The sequence below is a fragment of the Methylobacterium sp. Leaf125 genome (assembly GCF_001423085.1).
Classification (GTDB): domain Bacteria; phylum Pseudomonadota; class Alphaproteobacteria; order Rhizobiales; family Beijerinckiaceae; genus Methylobacterium.
The window spans coordinates 494,125-518,087 of record NZ_LMNU01000001.1; the positions used below are offsets into that span (position 1 = coordinate 494,125).

Genomic DNA, 23,963 nt, shown 5'->3' on the forward strand with positions numbered 1-23,963 from the left:
ATGGATCGTCCACGCGCTTCGCTGCCCCCCTCGGCGGAAGCGGGCGACCCGCGTCGCGGGTCGGGCGAGGGGACAACTGCTCCGGAGCCGGCGCAGACCGCCCCGGCCCGCGCCGCAGGGACCCGCTGCCGCAGGTGGGGGAGGGGGCTTGCCGGCCTTGTCCTGCTCCTCCTCGCCGCCCCGGTCGTTGCCCTCTGGCGCTTCGTCGACGCCCTGCCACCCCTCGACCTCGCTCCGGCCGGGCTCCGCTCGACGGTGGTGCTGGACCGGGACGGGCGGCTGCTGCGCCCCTTCGCCACCGCCGACGGGCGCTGGCGCCTGCCGGTGACCGGGGCCCAGGTCGATCCGCGCTTCCGCGCCATGCTCATGGCCTACGAGGACCGGCGCTTCGCGCGTCATCCCGGCATCGATCCGGTGGCGACCCTTCGGGCCGCGGGGCAGTGGCTGGCGGCGGGCCGCATCGTCTCGGGCGGCTCGACCCTGTCGATGCAGGTGGCCCGCCTCGTCGAGCCGCGGGCCGAACGCTCGCTCGCCGCCAAGCTGCGCCAGATGGTGCGGGCAGTGCAGCTGGAGCAGCGGCTCGGCAAGGACGGTGTGCTCGACCTCTACCTGGCGCTCGCCCCCTATGGCGGCCCGGTGGAGGGTCTGCGGGCCGCCAGCCTTGCGTATTTCGGCCGCGAGCCGGCCCGGCTCTCCTTCGCCGAGAGCGCGCTCCTCGTAGCCTTGCCGCAGGCGCCGGAAGCCCGGCGGCCCGACCGCTTCCCCGAGACGGCCCGGCGCGCCCGCGACCGGGTCCTCGCCATCGCCACCGCACAGGGCGTCGTCACCGCGGCCGAAGCGGAGGCCGCCCGGACCGCGCCCGTGCCGTCGGCGCGAAAGCCCTTCCCGATGCTGGCCGCCCACGCGGCGGAGGCGGCCCACGCCGCCGACCCGGGCGCCCAGGCGATCCGCCTCACCCTCGACGGCCGCCTGCAGGCGAGTCTCGAAACCCTGGCCGCCGAGCGCGCGGCCGCCCAGGGCCCCGGGATCTCGGCCGCCCTCCTGGCACTCGACAACCGCACCGGCGCGGTTCTGGCCCAGGTCGGCAGCCCCGGCTACCTCGATGCGAGTCGCGCCGGCGCCATCGACATGACGGGCGCGATCCGCTCGCCGGGCTCCGCCCTCAAGCCCTTCATCTACGCGCTGGCCTTCGAGACCGGCCTCGCCCATCCCGAGACGCAGCTCGACGACCGGCCGGTGCGCTTTGCCGGAGCCTACGCCCCGGAGAATTTCGACCTGGGCTACCAGGGCAGCGTGACGGCGCGGCGCGCCCTCCAGCTCTCCCTGAACGTGCCGGCGGTGGATCTGCTGGAGGGGGTCGGCCCCGCCCGCCTCATCGCGCGCCTGCGGGCCGCCGGCGCCCGCATCGACCTGCCCCGCGACACCGCGCCGGGGCTGCCCGTGGCGCTGGGCGGCCTCGGGATCACCCTCACGGACCTCGCCCGCCTGTTCGCCGGCCTCGCCCGGCAAGGACTCGTGCCGAACCTCACCCGCCGCGTGGGCGAGGCGTCGGGCGGAGTATCGGGCGAGGGGACGGGCGCGCCGCCGCAGGAGGCCCGCATCACGGAGGCCGTCGCCGCCTGGTACGTCGCCGACATCCTTCGGGGAGCGCCGCCGCCCGAGAACGCCATGGCGGGCCGGATCGCCTACAAGACGGGCACCTCCTACGGCTACCGGGATGCCCTCGCGGTGGGGTTCGACCGGCGCGTCACCCTCGCGGTCTGGGTCGGGCGGCCGGACGGCAATGCGGTGCCGGGCCTCGTCGGTCGGGTGGTGGCGGCCCCGATCCTGTTCGATGCCTTCGCCCGCTTCGGCGGCGAGCCCGACCCCGTGCCGATGCCCCACGACGCCCTGGTGACCACCACGGCCGGCCTGCCGCCGCCCCTGCGCCATATCCGGCGCGACATCCCCAAGACCCTGTCGGCGGCACTGGGAGGCGCGCTCAAGATCGCCTACCCGCCCGACGGCGCCCGCATCGATCTGGGCCTGTCGGAGCCCGAACCCGCTCCGGCGCCGAGCCTCGCCCTGAAGGCGCTCGGCGGCGTGCCGCCCCTGACCTGGATGGTCGACGGACTGCCGGTGGCGGGGGGCGCGCGCCGGCAATCGGCCTGGGCTCCGGACGGTGCCGGCTTCGCGCGGATCTCCGTGATGGATGCCACGGGCGCCAGCGACAGCGTCATGGTACGCCTCGAGTGACGCCCCCGCCCGGGGTTCAAGCCGGAGAGCGGCCGGGCCCCTGGTCGGGCGGGCGGCCGCCCCTACCTGCGAGCGGCAGAGCGAACCTTTGCCGTTGTCGGAGAACCTGCCCGTGGTCCACGAGGAATCCCGTTCGGGACGGCCGGCCCTGCGCCCGGCGGTGATGCTGGGCGCCCTCGGTATCGTCTACGGTGATATCGGCACCTCGCCCCTCTACGCCTTCAAGGAGGCGGTCCGCGCCGCGAGCGCCGGCGCCCCGCCGACCCCGGTCGCCGTCACGGGCGCCGTCTCGCTCATCCTTTGGTCGCTGATCCTGATCGTCTCCATCAAGTACGCCGTGCTGATCCTGCGCGCCGACAACCGCGGCGAGGGCGGCATCGTCGCCATGCTGGCGCTGCTCGGAGCCCGGAACGCCAAGCCCGGCTCCTGGGCCGGCATTCTTCTCGTGGTCGGCCTCGTGGGCGCCGCCCTCCTCTACGGCGACGGCGCGATCACGCCGGCGATCTCGGTGCTCAGTGCCGTGGAGGGCCTGAAGGTCGAGGCACCGGCCCTGTCACGCTTCGTCGTGCCGATCACGGTGGTGATCCTGGTCGGGCTGTTCTTGGTCCAGAGCCGGGGTGTGGCCTTCATCGGCCGCATCTTCGGCCCGGTGATGTTCGTCTGGTTCATCGTGCTGGCGCTGCTCGGTCTCGGCGGCATCTGGCACGCGCCGCAGATTCTCGCTGCGCTCAACCCGCTCAAGGCCGTCGAATTCCTGACGCATGCCGGATGGCACGTCAGCTTCGCCATGCTGGGCGCGGCCTTCCTCGCGGTCACCGGCGGCGAGGCGATGTATGCCGATCTCGGGCATTTCGGGGCCGGGCCGATCCGCGCCTCCTGGTTCGGCCTCGTGCTGCCGGCCCTGGTGATCCACTATTTCGGACAGGGCGCGCTGCTGCTGGTCGAGCCCGACGCCATCGAGAACCCGTTCTATCGCCTGAGTCCCGACTGGGCGCATTATCCGCTGATCGGCCTCGCCACGGTCGCCACCGTGATCGCCTCGCAATCGATCATCTCGGGTGCGTTCTCGCTCACCCAGCAATCGATCCAGCTCGGCTTCCTGCCGCCGATGCGGGTGGTCCACACCGCCCGGCACGAGCGCGGACAGATCTACGTGCCGATGGTGAACTGGCTGCTCGCCGCCGCGACCCTGAGCGCCGTCCTGGTCTTCGGCTCCTCGGATGCCCTGGCCGGCGCCTACGGAATCGCCGTCGCCTCCCTGATGGCGATCACCACCCTGCTCGCCGCCCTGGTGGCGCTGAAATGGGGCTACAACCCCGTGGCCGTGCTGGCGGTGAACGGGTTCTTCCTCCTCATCGACTTCGTGTTCCTCGGCGCCAACACGGTGAAGCTGTTCGAGGGCGGCTGGTTTCCCCTCATGCTGGCAGCCCTCGTGGCGTTCCTGATGCTCACCTGGCGCAAGGGCAACCAGCTCGTCGAGTCGGCCCGGGTCGCCCTGCGCCAGCCCGAGGTCGAATTCCTCGAGCAGCTCCGGCGCGATCCGCCGATCGTCCTGCCGGGCAACGCCGCCTTCCTGTCCTCGGCCACCAGCGCCATTCCCCTGCACCTGTCCCGCTTCGTCGCGCGCAGCCATGCCCTCCACAAGCGCATCCTCATCGTCACCGCCCGCTACGAGGAGGAGCCGACCGTCACCCGCGACCAGCGCGCCGAGGTCATCGTGATCACGCCCGACATCACCCGCGTGATCCTGCGCTACGGCTTCATGGAGGATGCCTCGGTGCCCGACGGCCTGCGCTGCGCCGTGGAGGCCAAGCGCCTGCCGGCCGAATGCCTCGAGGATCTCACGATCTTCATCGGGCACGAGACCATCATCCCGAAGAGCGACCAGCGCGGCATGGCGACGTGGCGGGAGGAGATCTACGCGTTCCTCCTGCGCAACGCGGAGCGCACCGGCGCGCATTTCTGCGTGCCGACGCGGCAACTGGTCGAGGTCGGCACCGAGATCGAGATCTGAGCCGGGCGCCGGCCATCAACTCTCGCGCAGACCGTGCCGTATGGCCTTGCGGGCAGCGCTCCGGGTGTCGCACAAGGAGGCCACGCGGGCGGGCGGCCCGGCCGCGCCGAATCCGGGACGTGTAGCGTAGCGATGACCGAACTGGCGCCGAAGGCCCTGGCAATCCGCCTGCGGCAGCAGGCGATCCTCTCCGATTTCGGGGTCGAGGCCCTGCGGGCCACCGAGCTGCTGCCCCTGCTCCAGCGCGCCACCGAACTCTGCGCCGAGGGCATGGAGGCGCAGTTCTGCAAGGCCCTGGAATACAAGCCCCACCAGGACTGCCTCCTCGTCTGCGCCGGTGTGGGCTGGGCCGAGGACGCCGTGGGCACCACCATCATCGGCGCCGACCTCGCCTCGCCGGCGGGGTATGCCCTGAAGACCGGCCGGCCCGTGATCTCGAACCACCTCGAGAACGAGACGCGCTTCCGCACCCCGAAGCTGATGGCCGACCACGGCATCCGCCGGGCGATCAACGTGCTCATCGCCAACCGCGACGGCAATTACGGCGTGCTGGAGGTGGACGACACCCGCGAGGGCCAGTTCGAGGAGGCCGACATCGCCTTCATGCAGGGGTTCGCCAACCTCGTCGGCGGCGCCATCGAGCGCCAGCGGGCCGAAGCACGGCTGAAGGCAGCCCTGGAGCGCCAGGAGCTCCTGTCCCGGGAGATGAGCCACCGGGTGAAGAACAGCCTCGCGGTGGTGGCGGGCTTCCTGGGTCTGCAGGCCCGGGGCTCCGACAACGACGACGTGAAGAGTGCCCTCGCCGATGCCCGCACCCGGGTCGAGGCGGTGGCCCAGGTGCACGACCAGCTCTGGCGCCAGCCGAGCCTCGAAGCGATCGACGTCGCGGGCTTCCTCGAGGCTCTCTGCGCCAAGCTGCAGGAGAGCGCACCGCGCCACCGCCTCGTCTGCCGCGCGGCCCGGATGAACATCCCCGCCGACCTCGCGATCCCCCTCGGCCTCTTCGTCAACGAGCTCGTCACCAACGCGATCAAGTACGCCTACGCGGACGGTGAGGGCGAGATCCGGGTCGAGGCCCGTCCCGACGATGCGGGCGGCCTGATCCTCGCGGTGGAGGATGACGGTGCCGGGCTGCCGGACGGGTTCGATCCCACGGCGGCGCGCAGTGCCAGCCTCGGCATGCGCATCATCAACAGTCTCGCCCGCCAGCTCGGGGGCGCCCTCGCGGTCGCCCCGGATGTGCAGGGCGCGCACTTCTCCCTGCGGGTGGGACCCGTGGCGTGAGGCGGTGCGCCCGAGAAGGGACTTCCCCGTCCGCGCCTCAGGTCTCGGCCCGCGGCGTCGCGTTCATCTCGGCCCAGTCGAACTCCTCCTCCAGCACGTAGTAGGCGTCGTCGCCGATATCGCCCGAGCGGCGCAGGGCCAGCACCCGGTCGCGGGCCGCCTCGATGGCGCGCCGGCGGGCGGCATCGGCGGGCAGCGTCTCGGAGGCGAAGCCGGTGTCGCGGGCCTCGGCCTGCTCCAGAGCGATGCGGAACTCCTCGCGCAGGGCCTCGGAGGGGGCATCCTCGGCATCCTCCAGGGTCTTCAGGGCGGCCCGGTAGGCTTCGGTCCGGCCGTGCCCGACCTCGCGCCCAACGGGGTCGTTGTCCTCCAAGCCGAGCCGGCCGAGCAGCAGGCGCAGGGTCAGGCCCTGCACCGTCAGCGTGCCGATGATGACGCAGAAGGCGGTGAGCACGATGAGGTCGCGATAGGGAAAGCCCGGATCGCCATCGGGCAGGGCCAGGGCCGTCGCGATGGTGACGATTCCCCGCATGCCCGCCCAGGATACCGCGATTCCGGCCGAGAGGCCGCGGTCGCGGGTCTCGGTCCCGTCGGCTCCCAGGCGGGCGAGGTGGGCCGTGGGCAGGACCCAGAGGAAGCGCACCACCACCACGGTGAGGAACACCGCCGCGCCGACCAGCGCGTAGGAGATCTGCTGCTCCCGGGTCAGGCGCTCCAGGATCGGACCGATCTGCAGGCCGATCAGCACGAAGGCGAGCACGTTGAGCACGAACACCGCCGTATCCCAGACCGCGTAGGAGACGATGCGGGTCCGCGGTGGGGTGTGGCCCGGGGCGATCCGCGCCACCGTGATGGCAAAGGTGACCACGGTGAGCACCCCGGACAGGTGGACGTGCTCCGCCCCGATCCAGATGCCGAAGGCGGCCACGAACTGCAGCACGATGACGCTCGGCGCGTCGGCCACCGGGCGCGTCGCGGCGCTGTAGAGGAGGGCGAGGACCGGCCCGGCGACGAGGCTGCCGAGGATGCCGACGACGAAGGTCGGCCCGATCTCGGCGGCCGAGAAGGTGCCGGACACCGCGGCCGTGACCCCGAGGCGGTAGATCAGCAGGGAGCCCGCATCGTTGAGGAGGCTCTCGCCGCGCAGGATCGTGGTGAGGCGGTGCGGCAGGGAGACGTGGCGCAGCACCGAGAGGGCCGCCACGGCGTCGGGGGGCGCCACCACCGCGCCGAGGACGATACAGGCGGCCCAGGGCATGTCCGGCACGAGCCACTTCACCACCACGGCCACGGCTGCCGTGGTCGCCACCACCGCCCCGAAGGCGAGGCCGGCGATCGGGCGCCAGTGGGTCCGCAGGTCCCGCACCGAGGTGTCGTAGCCGGCATCGAGGAGGACGGGCGCCAGGAACAGGGCCAGCGCCAGCTCCGGGTCGAGCACGAGGTTCGGCACGGCCGGGATGAAGGCGAGGCCGATCCCACCCAGCGCCAGGAAGACCGGATAGGGGGCCCCCACCCGGCGGGCGAGCCCGGCCAGGAGCACGGCGCCGAGAAGGACGCCGACCGTCCATTGGAAGATCATCATGTCGAGGGGAACGCACCATCACGGCGCCGGGATCAATCGCCCCGGCACGAAACCCGGCGCAGCCGGTCAGCCCTGCGCGAGGGTGACGGCCAGCTCCGGCTTGTGGTTCAGGGTCTGGAACACGACGCAGTAGCGTTCGGTCAGCTTCAGGAGCTGGTCGAGCTTGTCCTGGGGGGCGTCGGTGTCGAGGGCGAAGGCGAGGCGGATCGCGCGGAAGCCTACGGGCGCCGCCTTGTCGACCCCCAGGGTGCCGCGGAAGTCCAGGTCGCCCTCGGCGCTCACCGTGCCGGACCGGAGCTCGACGCCGATCGCGGTGGCCACCGCCTTCAGGGTGACGCCGGCGCAGGCCACCAGGGCTTCGAGCAGCATGTCCCCCGAGCACAGCTCGGCGCCGGAGCCGCCGGTGGCCGGGTGCAGGCCCGCCACCGCCAGGGCGCGTCCGGTCTCGACCTTGCAGGCGATCGCCGTGTCGTCGAGGCTGCCCCGGGCCCGCAGGGTCACCACGGCCGAGTCCGGGGCGTTGCGGTAGCGGTCCTTGATCGGGGCCTGGAGCGAGCGCAGGGTATCGGCGTCCATGGGCGTTTCCTTCTCCCGTCTTCCGGTTCTTCTTCTCCGGTCCTATCTAGGGCGCCCCGTCTGCGCGGCGAATGCGGACGGGGGTGAACGAACCTCGCGCCGGTCCGCGGGGTGCCCTATCTGAGGGCGTCGGCCGGGCCCTCGTCCTCCGGCCCCGTCCTGTCAGGAGAGTCCATGCGTCGTCCCAGCGTGAGTGCAGCCGCCCTGAGGGCGCGGATGGCCTTCCCCGGCATCGCCGTCGGTCTCGTCCTGTTCGCGACCGGAGCGGGGGCCGCCACGCCGATCACCCTCGCCAACCACCGGGCCGTCTACGACCTCTCCCTCGCCGAGAGCAGCGGCACGCGGGCGGTGGAGAGCGCGCGGGGGCGCATCGTCATCGATTTCACCGGGGATGCCTGCAAGGGCTACACGATGCAGACCCGCCAGGTGACGGTGCTGGAGAGCGGCGAGACCGGCAGCCGCACCTCGGACCTGCGCAACAGCACCTTCGAGAGCGGGGACGGGCGCAGCTACCGCTTCAAGACCAGCACGGTGCTCAACGGCACGCCCGGCCAGGCGGTCGACGGCACCGCCGAGTCAGGCGCCGACCTGCTGAAGGTCAAGCTGAAGGAGCCCAAGCGCGACCAATTCCAGGACGCGGGCGATGTCCTCTTTCCCACGGTGCACATGCGGCGCCTGATCCAGGCGGCCCGCGACGGACAGACCACCGTCTCCGTCAAGGTGTTCGACGGCTCCGACGATGGGCACAAGGTTTATGACACCCTCGCGGTCATCGGCCGTCAGGTTCCGGCACCGGCGGCCTCCGACAAGGCGGCCGAGCGCGACAAGCCCCTGCGGGACGGGCCGATGGCGACCGTGCCGCGCTGGCCGGTCACATTGAGCTACTACATTCCCGGCGAGGGCGAGCGCACGCCGATCTACGTCCTCAGCTTCGACCTCTACGAGAACGGCGTCAGCGGCGCGCTGCGGCTCAACTACGGCGAATTCGCCGTGGTCGGCGACCTCACCCGCCTCGACACCCTGCCGTCGAGCACCGACTGCCATCCCTAGCCCATCCGACCGGGTCTGCGGCGGGTCCGCACCGATGCGGCGGGCAAGATGTCCGAGCACGGACTTCTGCACGGAAATTGTGCATCCCGGGCCTTCCGGGGAGCCGTTGAATCAAATTCTCGACGTTCGGGTAAAGGAATGTCGGGAAGCGCCCGGTTTTATGACATCCGCAACCTCAGGATGGTCATGGGCGAATCCCTCACAGCAACGCAGACGAGACTGATCCTGCCTGCGCTCTGCTGGAGCCGGTACCGCGCCGATTTCTATGCCGTCACCGCCGATCTCTCCGTCACGGGGCTTCGCTTCCGTTCGTCCGTTGTGCCGTCTCTGGGCGAAATCCTGTCCTGCAGCATTCGGCATGCGGGCTCGATGGAGGCCCAGGTCATCGAGGGCGGCAAGGAGCAGTTCGTCACGCGGGTGATCCGCGCCGAGGCCCCGCTGCCCGTCATCGTGCGTCGCCTGCTCGACCTCGCCGCCGAGCAGAACGGCGCCGAGGTGCCCCAGCGCGTCCATCCGCGCTTCGTGCCGGATTCGCCCGACATCCTCGTCACGATGTCCTGCGGCACCCGGATCCCGGCCCGCCTCCTCAACGTCTCGGCCTCGGGCGCGGCCGTGCGGATCGACATCCGCTTGGAGCCCGGCACGCAGATCACCCTGGGTCGAACGCCGGCAACGGTCGCGCGCTGCTTCGACGACGGCATCGGTGCGGCGTTCCTCCAGCCCCTGCCGGCGGAGGATCTCGGACCCCACGTCCTGTTGTGACGGGGTAGGTCGCTCGCGGGATGCGGGATCTCTCCGGTCTGTCCGAGGGCGGTCCGGTTCCTCCCGCGATCCGAGGAGGCGACGAGCTGGGCGGGGATATCCATAAGGCGCAATCGCGGCGGAACCGCCCGCAAGGCTACAATTAAGTTTCTATCAAATGATCAGGACTAGCCTACGGCCTCGCCCTCCAGTCGGAGACTTGACGATGCGGTACGCGGACGATGCGACCATCCCGGTTCCGTCGGGTCCTGTCCCATCGAGTCGATCCGGCAGGTTTCCACTGCTGGCGATATCCTGAAGATCGCCTCGCTGATGCCGCGTCCGCCCGATCCTGTCCTCGCCGGCCCTTCCCACCTGTCCGGATCGCGAGCGCCCGAAGCGACGTGGGGACGCCGGGCGGGGGATCGCGTGCGCGCCTCGGCACCGAGCAGCCCGGAGCCGGCGTCGGAGGGGGCGCCGGCCCACGCTGCCGGCCGCAACACGAACCGCTACGATCTGGAGGCCCGGGCCGGCCATCTCGACGAGGTGCTGCAATTCGCGCCCTACCTGGCCCTGACCCATACGCTGGTCGTCGGGGTCGTGCTGCTGCTCTTCTGGAGCGAGGCGCACCGAACCTACCTGCTGGTCCTGTTCGCCAGCGTCGCCGGTCCCATCACCCTCGCGGCCATCGGGGCGCAGCGCTACCGTCGCCGGCGCCTGGGAGCGCGCGAGATCGTCACCGGGCATCGGCTCGCGGCCTTGTTCTCGCTGATTCTGGGGTTGGCCTGGGCCAGCATGCCCCTGGCCATCCTCCCGCCCGCAGGCACCCAGGACCAGACCTTCGTGGTGGCCATCGGGGTCGGCCTGATGGCCACCACCTACACCTTCGGGTCGCTCGCGCATCTCGGTCTGGTCTATTCCGCGCCGATCGCCCTAGGCAGCCTCGCGGCCCTGTTCCTCGTCGGCGGCCCCGCCAACTGGTGGCTGGCGATGCTGATGGGCATCTATTCGGCCTTCGTCGCCTTCACCGCCGGGCGGATGGGCCGCCTCTCGGAACAGCGGATCATCGATCGCGTCCGGGTCGGCGAGCAGAACGAGACGATCAGCCTGCTGCTCCACGACTTCGAGGCGAGCACCAGCGACTGGCTCTGGGAGACCGACCCGCTGGGACGGCTCCAGCACGTCTCCGAGCGCATCGGCCAAGTGTCGGGAGAGGACCCGGCGGTCCTGCACGAGGCGCCGTTCGCGGCCCTCTTCCTCGGCGTTCGCAAGCCCCGTCCGATGACCCCGGAACTCGCCGAGATCCTGGCCCTCGTCGCCGAGCGCAAAGCTTTTCGCGAGCGCGTCGTCGAGGTCACCATCGACGGACTCACGCGCTGGTGGCGCCTCAGCGGCAGGCCCATCACCGACGGCGCCGAGACCTTCCTGGGCTTTCGCGGGGTCGGCTCGGACATCACCGATACCCGGCAGTCCGAAGCGCGGATCGCCTATCTGGCGAGCTACGACCCGCTGACGGGCCTGGCCAACCGAACCCAGTTCCAGGGCGTGGCGACCCAGCTCTGTGCCCGGGCACAGACCGGGGGCGAGGCCTGCGCGCTGCTCTACCTCGACCTCGACGGCTTCAAGTTCGTCAACGACACCTTCGGCCATGCCCTGGGCGATGTCCTGCTGGTCCGGGTGGCCCAGCGCCTGACCGGCACGGTCCCGCCCCAGGGGCTGGTCTCGCGCCTCGGCGGCGACGAGTTCGCCATTCTCCTGCCCGGCGGCGACGAGGACGCCCTGATCGGCCTGGCCCGGCGCCTCATCGCAGCCCTGAGCATACCCTACACCCTCGACGGGGTTCAGGTGGAGATCGGCGCCAGCGTCGGCCTCGCCCTGGCGCCGCGCGATGCCCACACCCCCGAAGGCCTCCTCAGCAAGGCCGATCTCGCCCTCTACCGGGCCAAGGCCACCGGCCGCGGCAACGTTCGGGTGTTCTCGCCCGACCTCGAGGCGACGATGCGCCTGCGGCGCGAACTCGAGGTCGATCTCAAGCGGGCGGTGGCGCAGGGCGAATTCAGCCTGCACTACCAACCCCTGGTGAGCCTGGAGGACGGTCGGGTCCGCACCTTCGAGGCCCTGCTGCGCTGGACCCGGGGCTCCGGCGGCCCGGTCTCCCCCGCGGATTTCGTCCCCGTCGCCGAGGCCTCGGGCCTGATCACCGAGATCGGCCGCTGGGTCCTGATGCAGGCCTGCCGAGAGGCCGCGCGCTGGCCCGACGACATCCGGCTGGCGGTGAACCTCTCGCCGATCCAGTTCCGGAACACCGACCTCGTCGCCGACGTGACCCAGGCGCTGGAGGCCAGCGGGCTGAGGCCGGAGAGGCTGGAGATCGAGGTCACCGAGTCGGTGTTCTTCGAGATGAATGCGACGACCATCGCCAATCTCAACGAGTTACGCGCCCTGGGCATCCGCGTGGCGCTCGACGATTTCGGCACCGGCTACTCGTCGCTGAGCTACCTGATCCGGTTCCCGGTGGACAAGATCAAGATCGACCGCTCCTTCATCAAGGACATGGGCAGCCGGCCCGAATGCCTGGCGATCATCGAGGCGATCCTGACCCTCGCGCGCAAGCTCTCGATCACCGTCACCGCGGAGGGCGTCGAGACGATGGAGCAGGCGCAGATGCTCAGGGCGAGCCGCTGCGACGACATCCAGGGCTTCCTCTTCAGCCCGGCCCGACCGGCCGACGAGATCCCCCGTCTCATCGCGTCCCTGCCGGTGCGCTTCGGCGAGATTTTCCCCCTCCTGCCGCTCACGTTCCGCCGCGCGCCGGCGTGACGAGGCCGTCCGAGCCGCACAGGCGCTCGGCCACCGCGGCGGCGGCCCGCGTACCCTCCTCGTAGGCGCCCCCCGCCGTGCCCCATTGCAGGCGCGACAGGGCCTCGCCGGCGAACCAGACCCGGTCTGCCACGGGCGCCTGCAGGCGGGCCCGGGCGCCGGCATGGCCCGGCGGCACCACGGCCCAGGATCCGCGCGCCCAGGGGTCGTGGCGCCACGCGCTCACCGCCGGGATGCTCAGGTCATGCAGGGCGCGGGCGCCGAAATGTGCGGCGAGCGCCGTCCGCACTAGGCGGCGGACCCCGTCCGGCCCGGCCCCGCGGGCGTCGAGGGCGGCGGCCATCGGCGCATCGAGCTCGAAGAAGTGAAACGGGGTGCCGTCGATCCGGGTGAGGAGGCCCGGACTCGGCTCGCGACCGCCGACCAGGCTCGCGAGCCGGTCCGCTCCGCGGAACGGGCAGGAAGGCCAGTGCAGCACCGCGTGCTCGTAGATGCCGGTGGCGAACCCCGTGATCGCGTCCGCGACCTCCGGGGGGAGGGCGGGGGTGAAGAGCGGCGCGGCGCGAAGCACCATGGTGGGAATCGTGACGATGACGGCCCGGGCCGTGAAGCTCCGGGGACCCGCCTGCACCCGCACGGCCGGGCCCGACCAGTCGATGCCGGTGACCGGCGTCCCGAGGGCGATGGGCAGCCCCTGGGCGAGGCGGGCGAGATAACCGCCGTAGCCACCGGCGATGAAGCGGTTGTCGCCGTACTCCATGCTCGGAAAATCCTGGAGCGAAACGCGGTCCAGCGACTGCCCGGAGACCAGGCCGTGGACGCGCTCGACCCGCCGGCCCCAGGGCCCGAGGCCCGGCGGCAGGGCGGTGGCGGCCGGCCGGTCGGGCCCCGCCCAGCCCGCCTGGGTGCTCATGGCCCGGTCGGCCACCGCGAAGGCCCGGCCGAGGGCCGCCGCCTCTGCCGGCCGGCCGCGCCGGCGCCCGACCCAGAGATGGCTCTCCTGCGCCGCCACCCGCAGGGGCTCCCCCCGCTGGGTGCCGAGCCGCACCAGCGGGTTGATCGGCCCCGCATGCAGCCAGTGCCCGCCGAGGTCGACGGGATGGCCCCGCAGGGCGACGGTGACGAGGCGGCCGCCGACCCGATCGCGCGCCTCCAGGACCGCCACCCGGACGCCCCGGGCCGCGAGGCCGCGCGCCGCCGCCACGCCGGCGGCGCCCGCCCCGACGACGATGACCTCCGGATCGTCGGGCAGGGGGGCCAGGCGCGGCGCGACGCTCGGGCGCCAGCGTTCGTGGTCGGGGCGGGACGTCCTCATGGATGACGGTCTCGTTCCTGTCGGCGAAGGGTGGCGACGGGCCTAGCAGAGGGCGGTGCCGGGCGACACCGCGCCTCCGGTCGCAATCCGGTCACACGCCAGAAAACTCCGGTGTCCAGGATCGGTGCCGCGAATCGCCCATCTGCCGCCCGGCGGGACGGGTGGTGCAGCGATGGTCCGCACTTGCGCCGGCGCATCGCCATAGCCAGAACCTCGGGACACGGCGCGCGCGGGGGCGACGCAGGCCGGGTCCTCGCGAACGGATCGATCCACGACCACGGGATTCCCAGGTATGCTCATCCAGGCCGCCTTCGCCGCCGTCCGGCAGGTGTTCTCAGCCCCCTTGCGCGCGATCCTGTGGAAGTCCCTCGGACTGACCGTGGGTATCCTCGTCGTCGTCTGGCTCGGGCTGACGCGAGCGATCAACTGGTTCCTGTCCCAGCACCATCTCTCCGTGGACTATCCCTTCCTCGATACCCTGGCGGTGTTCTTCGCCGGGGCCGGCCTGTTCGTGGGCCTCGCCTACGTCATGCCGGCCGTATCGATCCTGGTGGCTGGCTACTTCCTCGACGACGCGGCCGAGATCGTCGAGCGCACGGATTTTCCGGACGAGCCGCCCGGTCTCGCCCTGCCGCTCGGCACTGCGATGTTCTACGCCGTCCGCTTCGCCGGCCTCGCCCTGCTGGTGAACCTCGTGGCGCTGATCCTGTTCTTCGTGCCGGGGGTGAATCTGGTCGCGTTCTTCGGGGCCAATGCCTACCTGCTGTCGCGGGAGTATTTCGAACTGGCCGCCGGGCGCTTTCGGCCGATGGCGGAGGCCGGCGCCATGCGCCGCCACTACGGCGGCACCACGCTCCTCGCCGGCGTGCTCCTCGCCGGGCTGATGGTGGTGCCGGTGCTCAATCTCGTCACCCCGCTCTTCGGCATCGCCCTGATGGTGCACGTTCACAAGGGCCTCAGCCGGCGTACCCCGGTCGCCGGCCCGCAGCCCCAGCCGCGCCTGCGCTAAGGCCATCGGAACAGCCGGGTCCGAATTTCACCAGGCGGCCTCCCGTCTGGCCTGGAAGTGGTCTAGATACGCTGCACCTGGCTCAAGGACCGGCGCCGATCCATGCCCCGCAAGGGGCCGGACGGGCGCGGGCGCCGCTTTTCGAGACGCACGAGCGATGACCGGCTTCGAGACCCTCCCCCTGACCCGCCCCGCCGCGCAGCTCGTCACCGTGTTCGGCGGATCGGGCTTCCTCGGGCGCCACGTGGTGCGGGCGCTGGCCAAGCGCGGCTACCGGATCCGGGTGGCCGTGCGCCGGCCCGATCTCGCCCTGTTCCTGCAGCCCCTCGGCAAGGTCGGCCAGATCGTCGCCGTGCAGGCCAACCTGCGCTACCCGGAGTCCATCGCCCGCGCGGTCCAGGGGGCCGACATCGTCGTGAACCTCGTGGGCATCCTGCAGGAGACCGGCAAGCAGAGCTTCTCGCAGCTCCAGGCCGAGGGCGCGGGCGAGATCGCCCGGGCGGCGGCCGCCGTCGGCGCGCCCCTGGTCCATGTCTCGGCCATCGGCGCCGACGCGAACTCGCCCTCACACTACGCCCGCACCAAGGCCGTCGGCGAGGCCCGGGTTGCCGAGGCCGGCGGTCCGCACGTGATCCTGCGGCCCTCGCTGGTGTTCGGCCCCGGCGACAGCTTCTTCAACCGCTTCGCCGCCCTGGCCCGCGCCCTGCCGGTGCTGCCGCTGGCCGGCGCCGCGTCGCGCTTCCAGCCCGTCTACGTCGCCGACGTGGCCGAGGCGGTGGCTCGCGCCGTGGAGGGCCACGTGCCCGCCGGAAAGGTCTACGAGCTCGGCGGCCCCGAGGTGGAGACCCTCGAGGCGCTGGTGCGTTACATGCTCAAGGTGACGATGCGCAAGCGCGTGGTCCTGGGCCTGCCCCAGCCCGCGGCGCTGCTCCAGGCCCGCGCCCTGGAGGTGGTCGACACCCTCACGCTCGGCCTCCTGCCGGACAGCCTCAAGCTGACCCGCGACCAGGTCATCCTGCTCCAGAACGACAACGTCGTCTCCGAGGCGGCCAAGGCGGAGGGGCGCACCCTGGAGGGCATCGGCCTGCAGCCCACCGCCATGGAGGCCGTGGTGCCGGGTTACCTCTGGCGCTTCCGCAAGGCGGGCCAGTTCGCCAAGATGCAGGAGCACGAGAGCGCCATCCCCGAGACCTTGGCCCCGAAGCCCTTCGTGCCCCGCAGCGGCAGCGGTCCGGCCCTGGGGCCGGATTCCAACGCTCCGAGCCGGATGGGCGTCCGCTGGGGTACCCGGGGCTGACGCATCCGCGCGTCACCGGAGTCCTCAGGCCCGTCGAAATGGGCTAGAGGGCGACCATGACCCAAGCCTCTCCACCCGAAGTCGCGTCGCCTGAAGTCGCGTCGCCTGAAGCCGGCGCACCCCTGGTGCGCTTCGCGCCCTCGCCCACCGGCTACCTGCATATCGGCAATGCCCGGCCGGCGCTCCTCAACGCGCTCTTCGCCCGGGCGCGAGGCGGGCGCTTCCTGCTGCGCCTCGACGACACCGACCGGGAGCGCTCGACCGCGGAATTCGCCGCCGCCGTCTCCGAGGACCTCGCCTGGCTCGGGATCGTGCCGGACCTGTTCGCCCGGCAATCCGACCGGGTGGCGATCCACGACGCGGCCGCCGCCCGGCTGAAGGCGATGGGGCGTCTCTATCCCTGCTACGAGACGCCGGAGGAGTTGGAGCGTCGACGCCGACGCCAGCTCGGGCGCGGCCAGCCGCCGATCTACGACCGGGCCGCCCTGACCCTGACGGAGGCCGAGCGGGCCGCCCTGGAGGCGGAGGGGCGCAAGCCGCACTGGCGCTTCAAGCTCGAGGCCCGCACGGTGGCCTGGGACGACCTGGTGCGGGGCGAGGCCCACGTGGATTGCGCCTCGCTCTCCGATCCGGTGCTGATCCGCGCCGACGGCAGCTATCTCTACACCCTGCCCTCCGTGGTCGACGACGCCGAGATGGGCATCACCCATGTCATCCGCGGCGAGGACCACGTCACCAACACGGGCGTGCAGGTTCAGATCTTCGAAGCCCTGGGCAGCGCGATCCCGGTCTTCGGCCATCACAACCTCCTGACCACCGTGGACGGGGAGGGGCTCTCGAAGCGCCTCGGCCACCTCTCGCTCCGAGGGCTGCGCGAGGCCGGCTACGAGCCGGGGGCGGTGCGCTCCCTCGCCGTCCTCACCGGCTCGGCGGAATCCGTCCGGGCCGTGGCGGGTCTCGACGAACTCGCCGGCCTCGTGGATCTGGCGCAGATCTCGCGGGCGCCGGCGAAGTTCGATCCGCACGAGCTCGACGGGCTCAACGCCCGCCTCGTCCATGCCATGGAGTATGTCGAAGTCGCGGACCGCCTCGCGGCGCAAGGGGTCGCGTCCGAGCGCGCGGCGGCGTTCTGGGAGGCGGTGCGGCCCAACCTCGCCAAGGTGTCGGAGGCGGGAGACTGGTGGCGCGTGGTCACCGGGCCCGTGGCCCCGGTCATCGCCGATCCGGCCTTCACCGGGGCCGCCGCCGCGCTCCTCCCGGCCGAGCCCTGGGACGCAGAGACCTGGAAGGCCTGGACGGGCGCCGTGAAGGCGGCCACGGGTGCCAAGGGCAAGGCGCTGTTCATGCCGCTGCGCCTCGCGCTGACGGGCCTGGAGCACGGGCCGGACCTTGCCGGCCTGCTGCCGCTGATCGGGCGGGACGTCGTCCTGCGCCGGCTGGCGGGAGAGGGCTGACGCCGGGTCCCTGCGGTGCATGCAGGCCCGACCCACCGGCACGGGTGACTGTCCCTGGCCGGGTGGCACGCCTATATGCGGGCCCGACGCCGTTTTCATCCCGAGCCCCAGATCCGAATGAGCACCGATCCCGCCCCGGCGGCACCGGCCGTGGCCGCGCCGCCCGCGCGCCCCGGCCTCGTCGCCACCTATCGCCGCCTCTGGCCCTATCTCTGGCCCCACGGCCGGCCCGACCTGCAGCGGCGCGTCTTCCTCGCCTTCGGCCTGCTGATCGTCGCCAAGTTCGTGACGATGGTGACGCCCTTCACCTTCAAGTGGGCCACCGACGCCCTGGTGGCGATGACGGATCCCAAGGCGGCCAGCGGCGTGCCGGGCGCGGCCGTGCCCACCGGCCTGCTCGCCGCCCCGATGCTGCTCATCGGCCTCTACGGCCTCTCGCGCATCCTGATGGCGGGGCTGACGCAGGTGCGTGACGGGCTGTTCGCCAAGGTGGCGATGCATGCGGTGCGCCGCCTCGCGCTCCAGACCTTCGAGCACATGCACCGGCTCTCCCTGCGCTTCCACCTGGAGCGCAAGACCGGTGGCCTGACCCGCGTGCTGGAGCGTGGGCGCGGCGGCATCGAGGAGCTCTCGCGCCTGATGGTGCTCACCCTGGTGCCGACCATCGTCGAGTTCCTGCTCGTGATCGGCGTCCTCGCCTACGAGTTCGACTGGATCTACTCGGTGGTCGTGTTCGTGATGGTGGCGGCCTACCTCGCCTTCACCTGGAAGGCGACGCAGTGGCGCATCGAGATCCGCCGGCGGATGAACAATTCCGACACCGATGCGAACACCAAAGCGGTGGACTCGCTGCTGAACTTCGAAACGGTGAAGTATTTCGGTGCCGAGTTGCGCGAGGCCGAGCGCTACGACGTCTCGATGGCCAAGTACGAGAAGGCCTCGACGCAGACCTACGTCTCTCTCGCGGTCCTCAACGCCGGTCAGGCGGTGATCTTCACGATCGGCATGACCGTCGTGATGTGGTTGGCCGCGCGCGACATCATGGCCGGGCGCACCACCCTCGGGGGCTTCGTGCTGGTCAACACGATGCTGGTGCAGCTCTCCATGCCGCTCAACTTCATGGGCATGATCTACCGCGAGATCAAACAGGCGCTGATCGACATCGACGACATGTTCCAGATCCTGCACCGCAACCCCGAGATCGCCGACCGGCCGGATGCGCTGCCCCTCGCCGTCTCGGACGGCGTGGTGCGCTTCGAGGACGTACGCTTCGCCTACGACCCGGCCCGGCCCATCCTCAAGGGCGTCAGCTTCGAGGTCCCGGCGGGCAGGACGGTCGCCATCGTGGGGCCCTCGGGGGCGGGCAAGTCGACCCTGTCACGCCTCCTCTTCCGGTTCTACGAGCCGCAGGGCGGCCGTATCCTCATCGACGGCCAGGACATTTCGCGGGTCCGGCAGGCCAGTCTGCGGGCGGCCATCGGCATGGTTCCGCAGGATACGGTGCTGTTCAACGACACCATCGGCTACAACATCCGCTACGGCCGCTGGGACGCCACCCCGGCCGAGGTGCGCGCCGCCGCCGCCCTGGCGCAGATCGACCGCTTCATCTCCGCTTTGCCGGAGGGCTACGACACCCCCGTGGGCGAGCGTGGCCTGAAGCTCTCGGGCGGCGAGAAGCAGCGCGTCGCCATCGCCCGGACCATCCTGAAGGGACCGCCGATCCTCGTCCTCGACGAGGCGACCTCGGCCCTCGATTCCTTCACCGAGCGCGAGATCCAGGACGCCCTCGACACGGTGAGCCAGGGCCGCACCACCCTGGTCATCGCTCACCGCCTCTCCACGGTGGTCAATGCGGATGAGATCATCGTCCTCGACAAGGGCGTCATCGTCGAGCGCGGCGACCACGCCACCCTGCTGGAGCGAAACGGCGTCTATGCCTCCCTGTGGAGCCGTCAGCGCGAAGCCGATGCCGCTCTGGAGATCCTCCAGCGCAGCGAGGCGGCGCTGCCGTTGCCCAAGGAGCGACCGGCCCTCGTGCCGGAGCCGGTTCCCGCCGCGTAGGGGCCGCGCCGTCAGCCCCGCTTGTCGGGCTGCGGCACCGCCGCGGTCCCGTCGGTGGGCAGGACGAAGATCTGGCCCGGGTAGATCAGGTCGGGATTGCGGATCTGCGGCTGGTTGGCGTCGAAGATCACCGTGTAGCGCGTGCCCTTGCCGTAGATGCGCCGACTGATCTGCCACAGGCTGTCGCCCCGGATGATCGTCGCGGTCCCGATCTCCGGGACGAAGACCGTGGAGCTCCGCTCCGCCAGAGCCGGGGCCTGCATCCGGGCGGGTGTCTGGGCCGTCTCCGGACCAGGGCTTCGCGGCCCGGGCGCCTCGGCCTGGACGGGGGCGAGCGGCGTGATCGAAGCGGGGCGCGGTAGGGCCGGCGGCGTCGGCTGCTGCGACGAAGGCTGTCGCGAGGGAGATTCTCGTGAGGAAAGGGTTTGTGACGGAAGGTCTTGCGACGGAAGTCCTTGCGACGGAAGTCCTTGCGACGTCCGTGCTTGCTGCCCCGGCGTGAGGGTGGGGGCCGGCGTCGGGGCCTGTGGCAGTCCGGCCTCCGAATTCGCAGGGGGGAGCGCGGCTGGCGCCTTAGGGGCCGCTGCCCGGGGCCCGGCCGCCGGGGGCAGCGTGGCCGGGTTCTCCGGCGTTCCCAGGCGTGCGACCGGGCCCGGCACCGAGGCCGCCGGCGGTGGATTGCCTTGCTGTGCGACGGGGGCCGCGCCCTCGGACGACCGGCCCGTCCCCGATGCCGCCGGCTTGGTCACGGCCGCGGGCACGTTGAAGGCGACCTCGGAGCGGGTCTTCACCTTGCCGGAGACGGGATCGACCTGATCCACCCGGACCTTGTAGTCACCCGGCCGGACGCCGCGCCCGATGGTGAAGGCCACGCGCCCGTCCGCGCCGGCACTGCCGGGTGCCACCAGGGCGTCGTTCAGATAGAGCCGCACGGTGGCCCCGGGCGGGGCCTGACTCGTGACGTAGAGCCGTCCACCCTCTTCCGCCTCGACGCTGACGATCTTCACCGGCCCGGTGCGGTCCGCGTCGGCCTTGGCGGGGCCGGCCTCCGCCGTCGGGACCGGATTCTGGGGAGCGTGGTCGTCGGGCATGGTCGTTGCGAGGCCGCCATCGGCCTTGCCGGTCCGGCCGGCCTCGGCTGGGAGCTTCCTGCCCGAGACACCTTTGCTCGGGGCAACCTTGTCTGGATCGGTCTTGCTGGGGTCCGTCTTGCCGGCGTTCGTCTTGCCAGCGTCCGACTTGCCGGCTTCCGTCTTGCCGGGTTCGATGTTGCCTGAGGCGGGTTTTCCCGCCCCGCTCCTGCCCGCATCGGCAAGGGTGGTCCCGGGCGGCGTCGGAGTCGGATCCGGCTGCGACAGCACGATGGTGGGCTTGCCGGGGGAGGTCAGGGCGATGAGGGGCTTGGCATTGCGATGGGGCGAGACCACGACCGCCACGCTGTCGCGCGAGATCCGGGCCTGACCGTCGGCGCCGAGCACCCGCAGGGTGATCTCACTGTTGCCGGTGGGCAGGGCCGGCGGCACGATGGCGAACTGGCCGGAGGGATCGACGAGCGCACGGGCAATCGGCTCGTTGTCGCGCAGAAGCTCGACGGTGGTGTTGGGCGCGGCCCGCCCGGCGATCACCGCTTCGCCATTCGGCTCGATCCGGATGATGTCGAAGGTTGGCGCCTCGCTGACCGGCGGGGTGCCGGAGGCCTGCCCCGGCGGTTGGCCCGGCTCCAGGGCCGCCAGGGGCTTTCCCGTCGGCGCCGCCCCCTCCCCGGGGTTCGCATCCCGCCGCACCGGCGGATTTGGCTCGGCCGCGCCATCCGTCCGGGCGGGGGGCTTGCCGGCGGGAGCAGCGCTCTCCTCGGTGGCACCGGAGCCCGCCGGGGACCCGAGGCCGCGCTTGAACAGGGTGCCTGCGCCGTAGAGGGTGACCACGAGGGCAAAGCCCGCCAGAAGCCCCACGCAGGCGAGGAAGATGCTCCGTCGCAACTCCGCCCTCATGACACGCCACTCCTTCGTCCACCGGCACGGCGGCCGAAATTCCATCGCCGCGGGATCGGGCCCGTCGACAAACCGGCGATTGATGGCGACATATTAGCGAACATGACCGGATCACCAAATCACACCCGCCGGATCGCGGCCGGATCCTCCGTAAAATCAGCAGTTTGGCGCGTGGACCGCGGCGTACGGGTCCTGTCCGCGGCGCATCAGGGAGGTCCGGCATGGCTCCGGTAAGGACGGTCTGCGTCTATTGCGGCTCGGGCTTCGGCGGCGATCCGGCCTTCACGGCCGCGGCCGTGACCCTCGGCAAGGCCCTGGCGGAGGCCGGGATTGGCCTCGTCTATGGCGGCGGCAATGTCGGCCTGATGGGCACCGTCGCCCGGGCGGTCCTCGAGAACGGCGGCCACGTCACCGGCATCATCCCCGACTTCCTGAAATCGCGCGAGCGCATGCTCGACGAGATCCAGGAGACCATCGTGGTGGAGGACATGCACACCCGCAAGCGGCTGATGTTCGAGCGCTCCGACGCCTTCGTGGCCCTGCCCGGCGGCATCGGCACCCTGGAGGAGCTGGTGGAACAGCTCACCTGGGCGCAGCTCGGCCAGCACAACAAGCCGATCCTGCTGCTCTCGGTAGCGGATTTCTGGACGCCCCTCCTGACGCTCCTCGACCACATGCGGGGCCAGGGTTTCATCCGCGAAGGGCTCGACCTGAGCTACCTCGTGGCCAGCGAGGCGGCCGACGTGGTCGGCCTCCTGCGCGACGCGGCCGGATCGGTCGCGCCGGCGCCCGCCGCCGAGGCCCTGGTGGCGGAGCGGTTCTGACGCGGAGCCCGACCGGTGGCGGCCGCCCGATTCAGGTCGCCACGCTCCAGGTCGTCCCGTCCTTGCCGTCCTTCAGGGCGACGCCCATCGCCAGCAACTCGTCGCGGATCCGGTCCGAGGCGGCCCAGTCCTTGGCGGTCCGGGCCGCGCGCCGGTCCGCGATCAGCGCCTCCACCCGGGCGACGTCGACGCCGGCCGCCCGGATGGTACCCTGGTCGCGCGCCGACTTCGTCTGGGTGAGCAGGCCGAGGAGGTTCGCGCCCGCCTTCAGCGCTGCCGGCTCGTCGAGGCGGTGCAGCTCGGCGAGCGCCGCGGCGGTGTTGAGGTCGTCGAGGAGCGGCTCGCGCACGCCCTCCGGGATCGCCTCGGCCGCGGCCACGTCGCCAACGACCCCGTACCAGCGGTCGAGCATCCGGGCCGCCTCCTCGAGGCCACGCAGGGTCCAGTCGATCGGCTGGCGGTAATGGGTCTTCAGCATGGCGAGGCGTGCGACCTCGCCGGGCCAATCCTTCAGCACGTCCCGGATGGTGATGAAGTTGCCGAGCGACTTCGACATCTTCTCCCCCTCCACCTGGAGGAAGCCGTTGTGGAGCCAGACGTCGGCCATCACGTCGGTGCCGAAGCAGCAGCGTGACTGCGCGACCTCGTTCTCGTGGTGGGGGAAGATGAGGTCGATGCCGCCGGCATGGATGTCGAAGCGCTCGCCGAGATGCTTCCACGACATCGCCGAGCACTCGATGTGCCAGCCCGGCCGGCCCGGTTCCGCGATTCCGCAGGGGGAGGGCCAGGACGGCTCGCCGGCCTTCGAGGGTTTCCACAGCACGAAGTCGAGGGGCGAGCGCTTGTAGGGCGCGACCTCGACGCGAGCTCCGGCCTCCATCTCGTCGAGGGGGCGCTTCGAGAGGGCGCCGTAATCGGGCATCGACGGCACGTCGAACAGCACGTGGCCGTCCGCCACGTAGGCGTGGCCGCGCGTCACCAGGCCGGCGATGATGATGTGCATCTCGGCGATGTGGTCGGTGGCCCGCGGTTCGACGAAGCGCGGGCGCTCGCCCGGCACATTGACGTCTTCGGGCATCAGCACGCCGAGTTCGCGAATGTCGGCGTGGAAGGCTTTCAGGGTGCCGTCGGTGAGTTCGCGGATGCTGATGCCGCGCTCGGCGGCCCGGGCGTTGATCTTGTCGTCCACGTCCGTGACGTTGCGGGCATAGGTGACGTGGGGCGCGCCGTAGAGCTGGCGCAGCAGGCGGAACAGCAGGTCGAAGACGATGATCGGCCGGGCGTTACCGATATGGGCCGCGTCGTAGACGGTGGGGCCGCAGGCATACATCCGCACGTTCGTCGGATCGATCGGCGTGAAGGCGGCCTTCTCGCGGGTCAGCGTGTTGTAGAGCCGCAACATCGAGGCCATGAAACTTTCCTTACGTCCCGGGCCCCCATCCGGACCCGTCCGTCCCTGAAACACCGCAGCGCATTGGTTTCGCGCGGCTTTTGCCGCAGCGCACCCAACCGCCCGCCACACCGTCGCCGCGTTCCGCCCGGGGCCCTGTTGCGCGAAGGCGACGGCCGGGCCGCCCGTCCTGCGCTACCTCAAAACCATGAGCAATTCGAGAACGCCGCCAGACCGGCACGCCTCGGAAACGGCTGCCTCGAAAAGCACGACGCGGCGAAAGGGTTTGTTAACCCGGTGCCGTGAAATTTTCGCCCCAT

The 23,963-nt window shown here is 71.4% G+C and carries 16 protein-coding genes; 11 read left to right on the forward strand and 5 right to left on the reverse strand.

Annotated elements, in window-relative coordinates:
- From pbpC to ASF58_RS02260, 3 genes are all read left to right on the forward strand, one after another.
- Complete coding sequence (gene pbpC, locus ASF58_RS02250; RefSeq protein WP_156375507.1) at positions 1 to 2,235, forward strand: penicillin-binding protein 1C; 2,235 nt, start codon at positions 1 to 3, stop codon at positions 2,233 to 2,235.
- A gap of 163 nt (positions 2,236 to 2,398) precedes the next feature.
- Positions 2,399 to 4,249 (forward strand): KUP/HAK/KT family potassium transporter, encoded by a 1,851-nt coding sequence (locus tag ASF58_RS02255; RefSeq protein ID WP_082512850.1) that lies wholly within the window; start codon positions 2,399 to 2,401, stop codon positions 4,247 to 4,249.
- A 132-nt stretch (positions 4,250 to 4,381) separates the two neighbouring features.
- On the forward strand, positions 4,382 to 5,533 hold the full coding sequence (locus ASF58_RS02260) for a histidine kinase dimerization/phosphoacceptor domain -containing protein (RefSeq protein ID WP_055946872.1): 1,152 nt from the start codon (positions 4,382 to 4,384) through the stop codon (positions 5,531 to 5,533).
- 37 nt (positions 5,534 to 5,570) lie between these two features.
- Here ASF58_RS02260 and ASF58_RS02265 read toward each other — a convergent pair whose 3' ends face one another.
- Both ASF58_RS02265 and ASF58_RS02270 read right to left on the reverse strand, forming a co-directional pair.
- Positions 5,571 to 7,115 carry a sodium:proton antiporter gene (locus ASF58_RS02265; RefSeq protein WP_055946874.1) on the reverse strand — a complete coding sequence of 515 codons (1,545 nt, stop codon included), beginning with the start codon at positions 7,113 to 7,115 and terminating at the stop codon, positions 5,571 to 5,573.
- Positions 7,116 to 7,181: 66 nt separating this feature from the next.
- Positions 7,182 to 7,691, reverse strand: a complete 510-nt coding sequence (locus ASF58_RS02270) for an OsmC family protein (RefSeq protein ID WP_055946876.1) — start codon at positions 7,689 to 7,691, stop codon at positions 7,182 to 7,184.
- A 174-nt stretch (positions 7,692 to 7,865) separates the two neighbouring features.
- Here ASF58_RS02270 and ASF58_RS02275 point away from each other — a divergent pair, with 174 nt between their 5' ends.
- The 3 genes from ASF58_RS02275 to ASF58_RS02285 all read left to right on the forward strand — a co-directional run bounded on the left by ASF58_RS02275 (position 7,866) and on the right by ASF58_RS02285 (position 12,302).
- On the forward strand, positions 7,866 to 8,741 hold the full coding sequence (locus ASF58_RS02275; protein ID WP_082512776.1) for a cell envelope integrity EipB family protein: 876 nt from the start codon (positions 7,866 to 7,868) through the stop codon (positions 8,739 to 8,741).
- Between the two features lie 186 nt (positions 8,742 to 8,927).
- Positions 8,928 to 9,503, forward strand: coding sequence for a PilZ domain-containing protein (locus ASF58_RS02280; RefSeq protein ID WP_055946879.1), 576 nt, complete (start codon positions 8,928 to 8,930; stop codon positions 9,501 to 9,503).
- A gap of 408 nt (positions 9,504 to 9,911) precedes the next feature.
- A complete protein-coding gene (locus ASF58_RS02285; protein ID WP_055946881.1) occupies positions 9,912 to 12,302 on the forward strand; it encodes an EAL domain-containing protein in 2,391 nt (796 codons plus the stop codon).
- Here the strand turns inward: ASF58_RS02285 and ASF58_RS02290 are convergent.
- A complete protein-coding gene (locus ASF58_RS02290; RefSeq protein WP_055946882.1) occupies positions 12,277 to 13,617 on the reverse strand; it encodes an NAD(P)/FAD-dependent oxidoreductase in 1,341 nt (446 codons plus the stop codon). The two genes, ASF58_RS02285 and ASF58_RS02290, sit on opposite strands and share 26 nt — an antisense overlap.
- A gap of 292 nt (positions 13,618 to 13,909) precedes the next feature.
- Here ASF58_RS02290 and ASF58_RS02295 point away from each other — a divergent pair, with 292 nt between their 5' ends.
- From ASF58_RS02295 to ASF58_RS02310, 4 genes are all read left to right on the forward strand, one after another.
- Positions 13,910 to 14,626, forward strand: a complete 717-nt coding sequence (locus ASF58_RS02295; protein WP_055946884.1) for a sulfate transporter family protein — start codon at positions 13,910 to 13,912, stop codon at positions 14,624 to 14,626.
- A 157-nt stretch (positions 14,627 to 14,783) separates the two neighbouring features.
- A complete protein-coding gene (locus ASF58_RS02300) occupies positions 14,784 to 15,923 on the forward strand; it encodes a complex I NDUFA9 subunit family protein (RefSeq protein ID WP_055946886.1) in 1,140 nt (379 codons plus the stop codon).
- 56 nt (positions 15,924 to 15,979) lie between these two features.
- Entirely contained in the window at positions 15,980 to 17,377 is a 1,398-nt protein-coding gene (gltX, locus tag ASF58_RS02305; RefSeq protein WP_055946888.1) for a glutamate--tRNA ligase, read from the forward strand.
- Positions 17,378 to 17,494: 117 nt separating this feature from the next.
- Positions 17,495 to 19,438, forward strand: coding sequence for an ABC transporter ATP-binding protein/permease (locus ASF58_RS02310; protein WP_055946890.1), 1,944 nt, complete (start codon positions 17,495 to 17,497; stop codon positions 19,436 to 19,438).
- A gap of 11 nt (positions 19,439 to 19,449) precedes the next feature.
- Here the strand turns inward: ASF58_RS02310 and ASF58_RS26940 are convergent, their stop codons facing one another.
- Positions 19,450 to 21,429 carry a LysM peptidoglycan-binding domain-containing protein gene (locus ASF58_RS26940; RefSeq protein ID WP_055946892.1) on the reverse strand — a complete coding sequence of 660 codons (1,980 nt, stop codon included), beginning with the start codon at positions 21,427 to 21,429 and terminating at the stop codon, positions 19,450 to 19,452.
- Between the two features lie 221 nt (positions 21,430 to 21,650).
- On the opposite strand from ASF58_RS26940, the gene ASF58_RS02320 reads away from it, so the two are divergent.
- The gene (locus tag ASF58_RS02320; RefSeq protein ID WP_055946893.1) at positions 21,651 to 22,253 is read left to right on the forward strand and encodes a TIGR00730 family Rossman fold protein; all 603 of its coding nucleotides are present in this window, start codon (positions 21,651 to 21,653) and stop codon (positions 22,251 to 22,253) included.
- A 31-nt stretch (positions 22,254 to 22,284) separates the two neighbouring features.
- Here ASF58_RS02320 and cysS read toward each other — a convergent pair whose 3' ends face one another.
- On the reverse strand, positions 22,285 to 23,664 hold the full coding sequence (cysS, locus tag ASF58_RS02325) for a cysteine--tRNA ligase (protein WP_055946895.1): 1,380 nt from the start codon (positions 23,662 to 23,664) through the stop codon (positions 22,285 to 22,287).
- Positions 23,665 to 23,963: the final 299 nt, after the last annotated feature.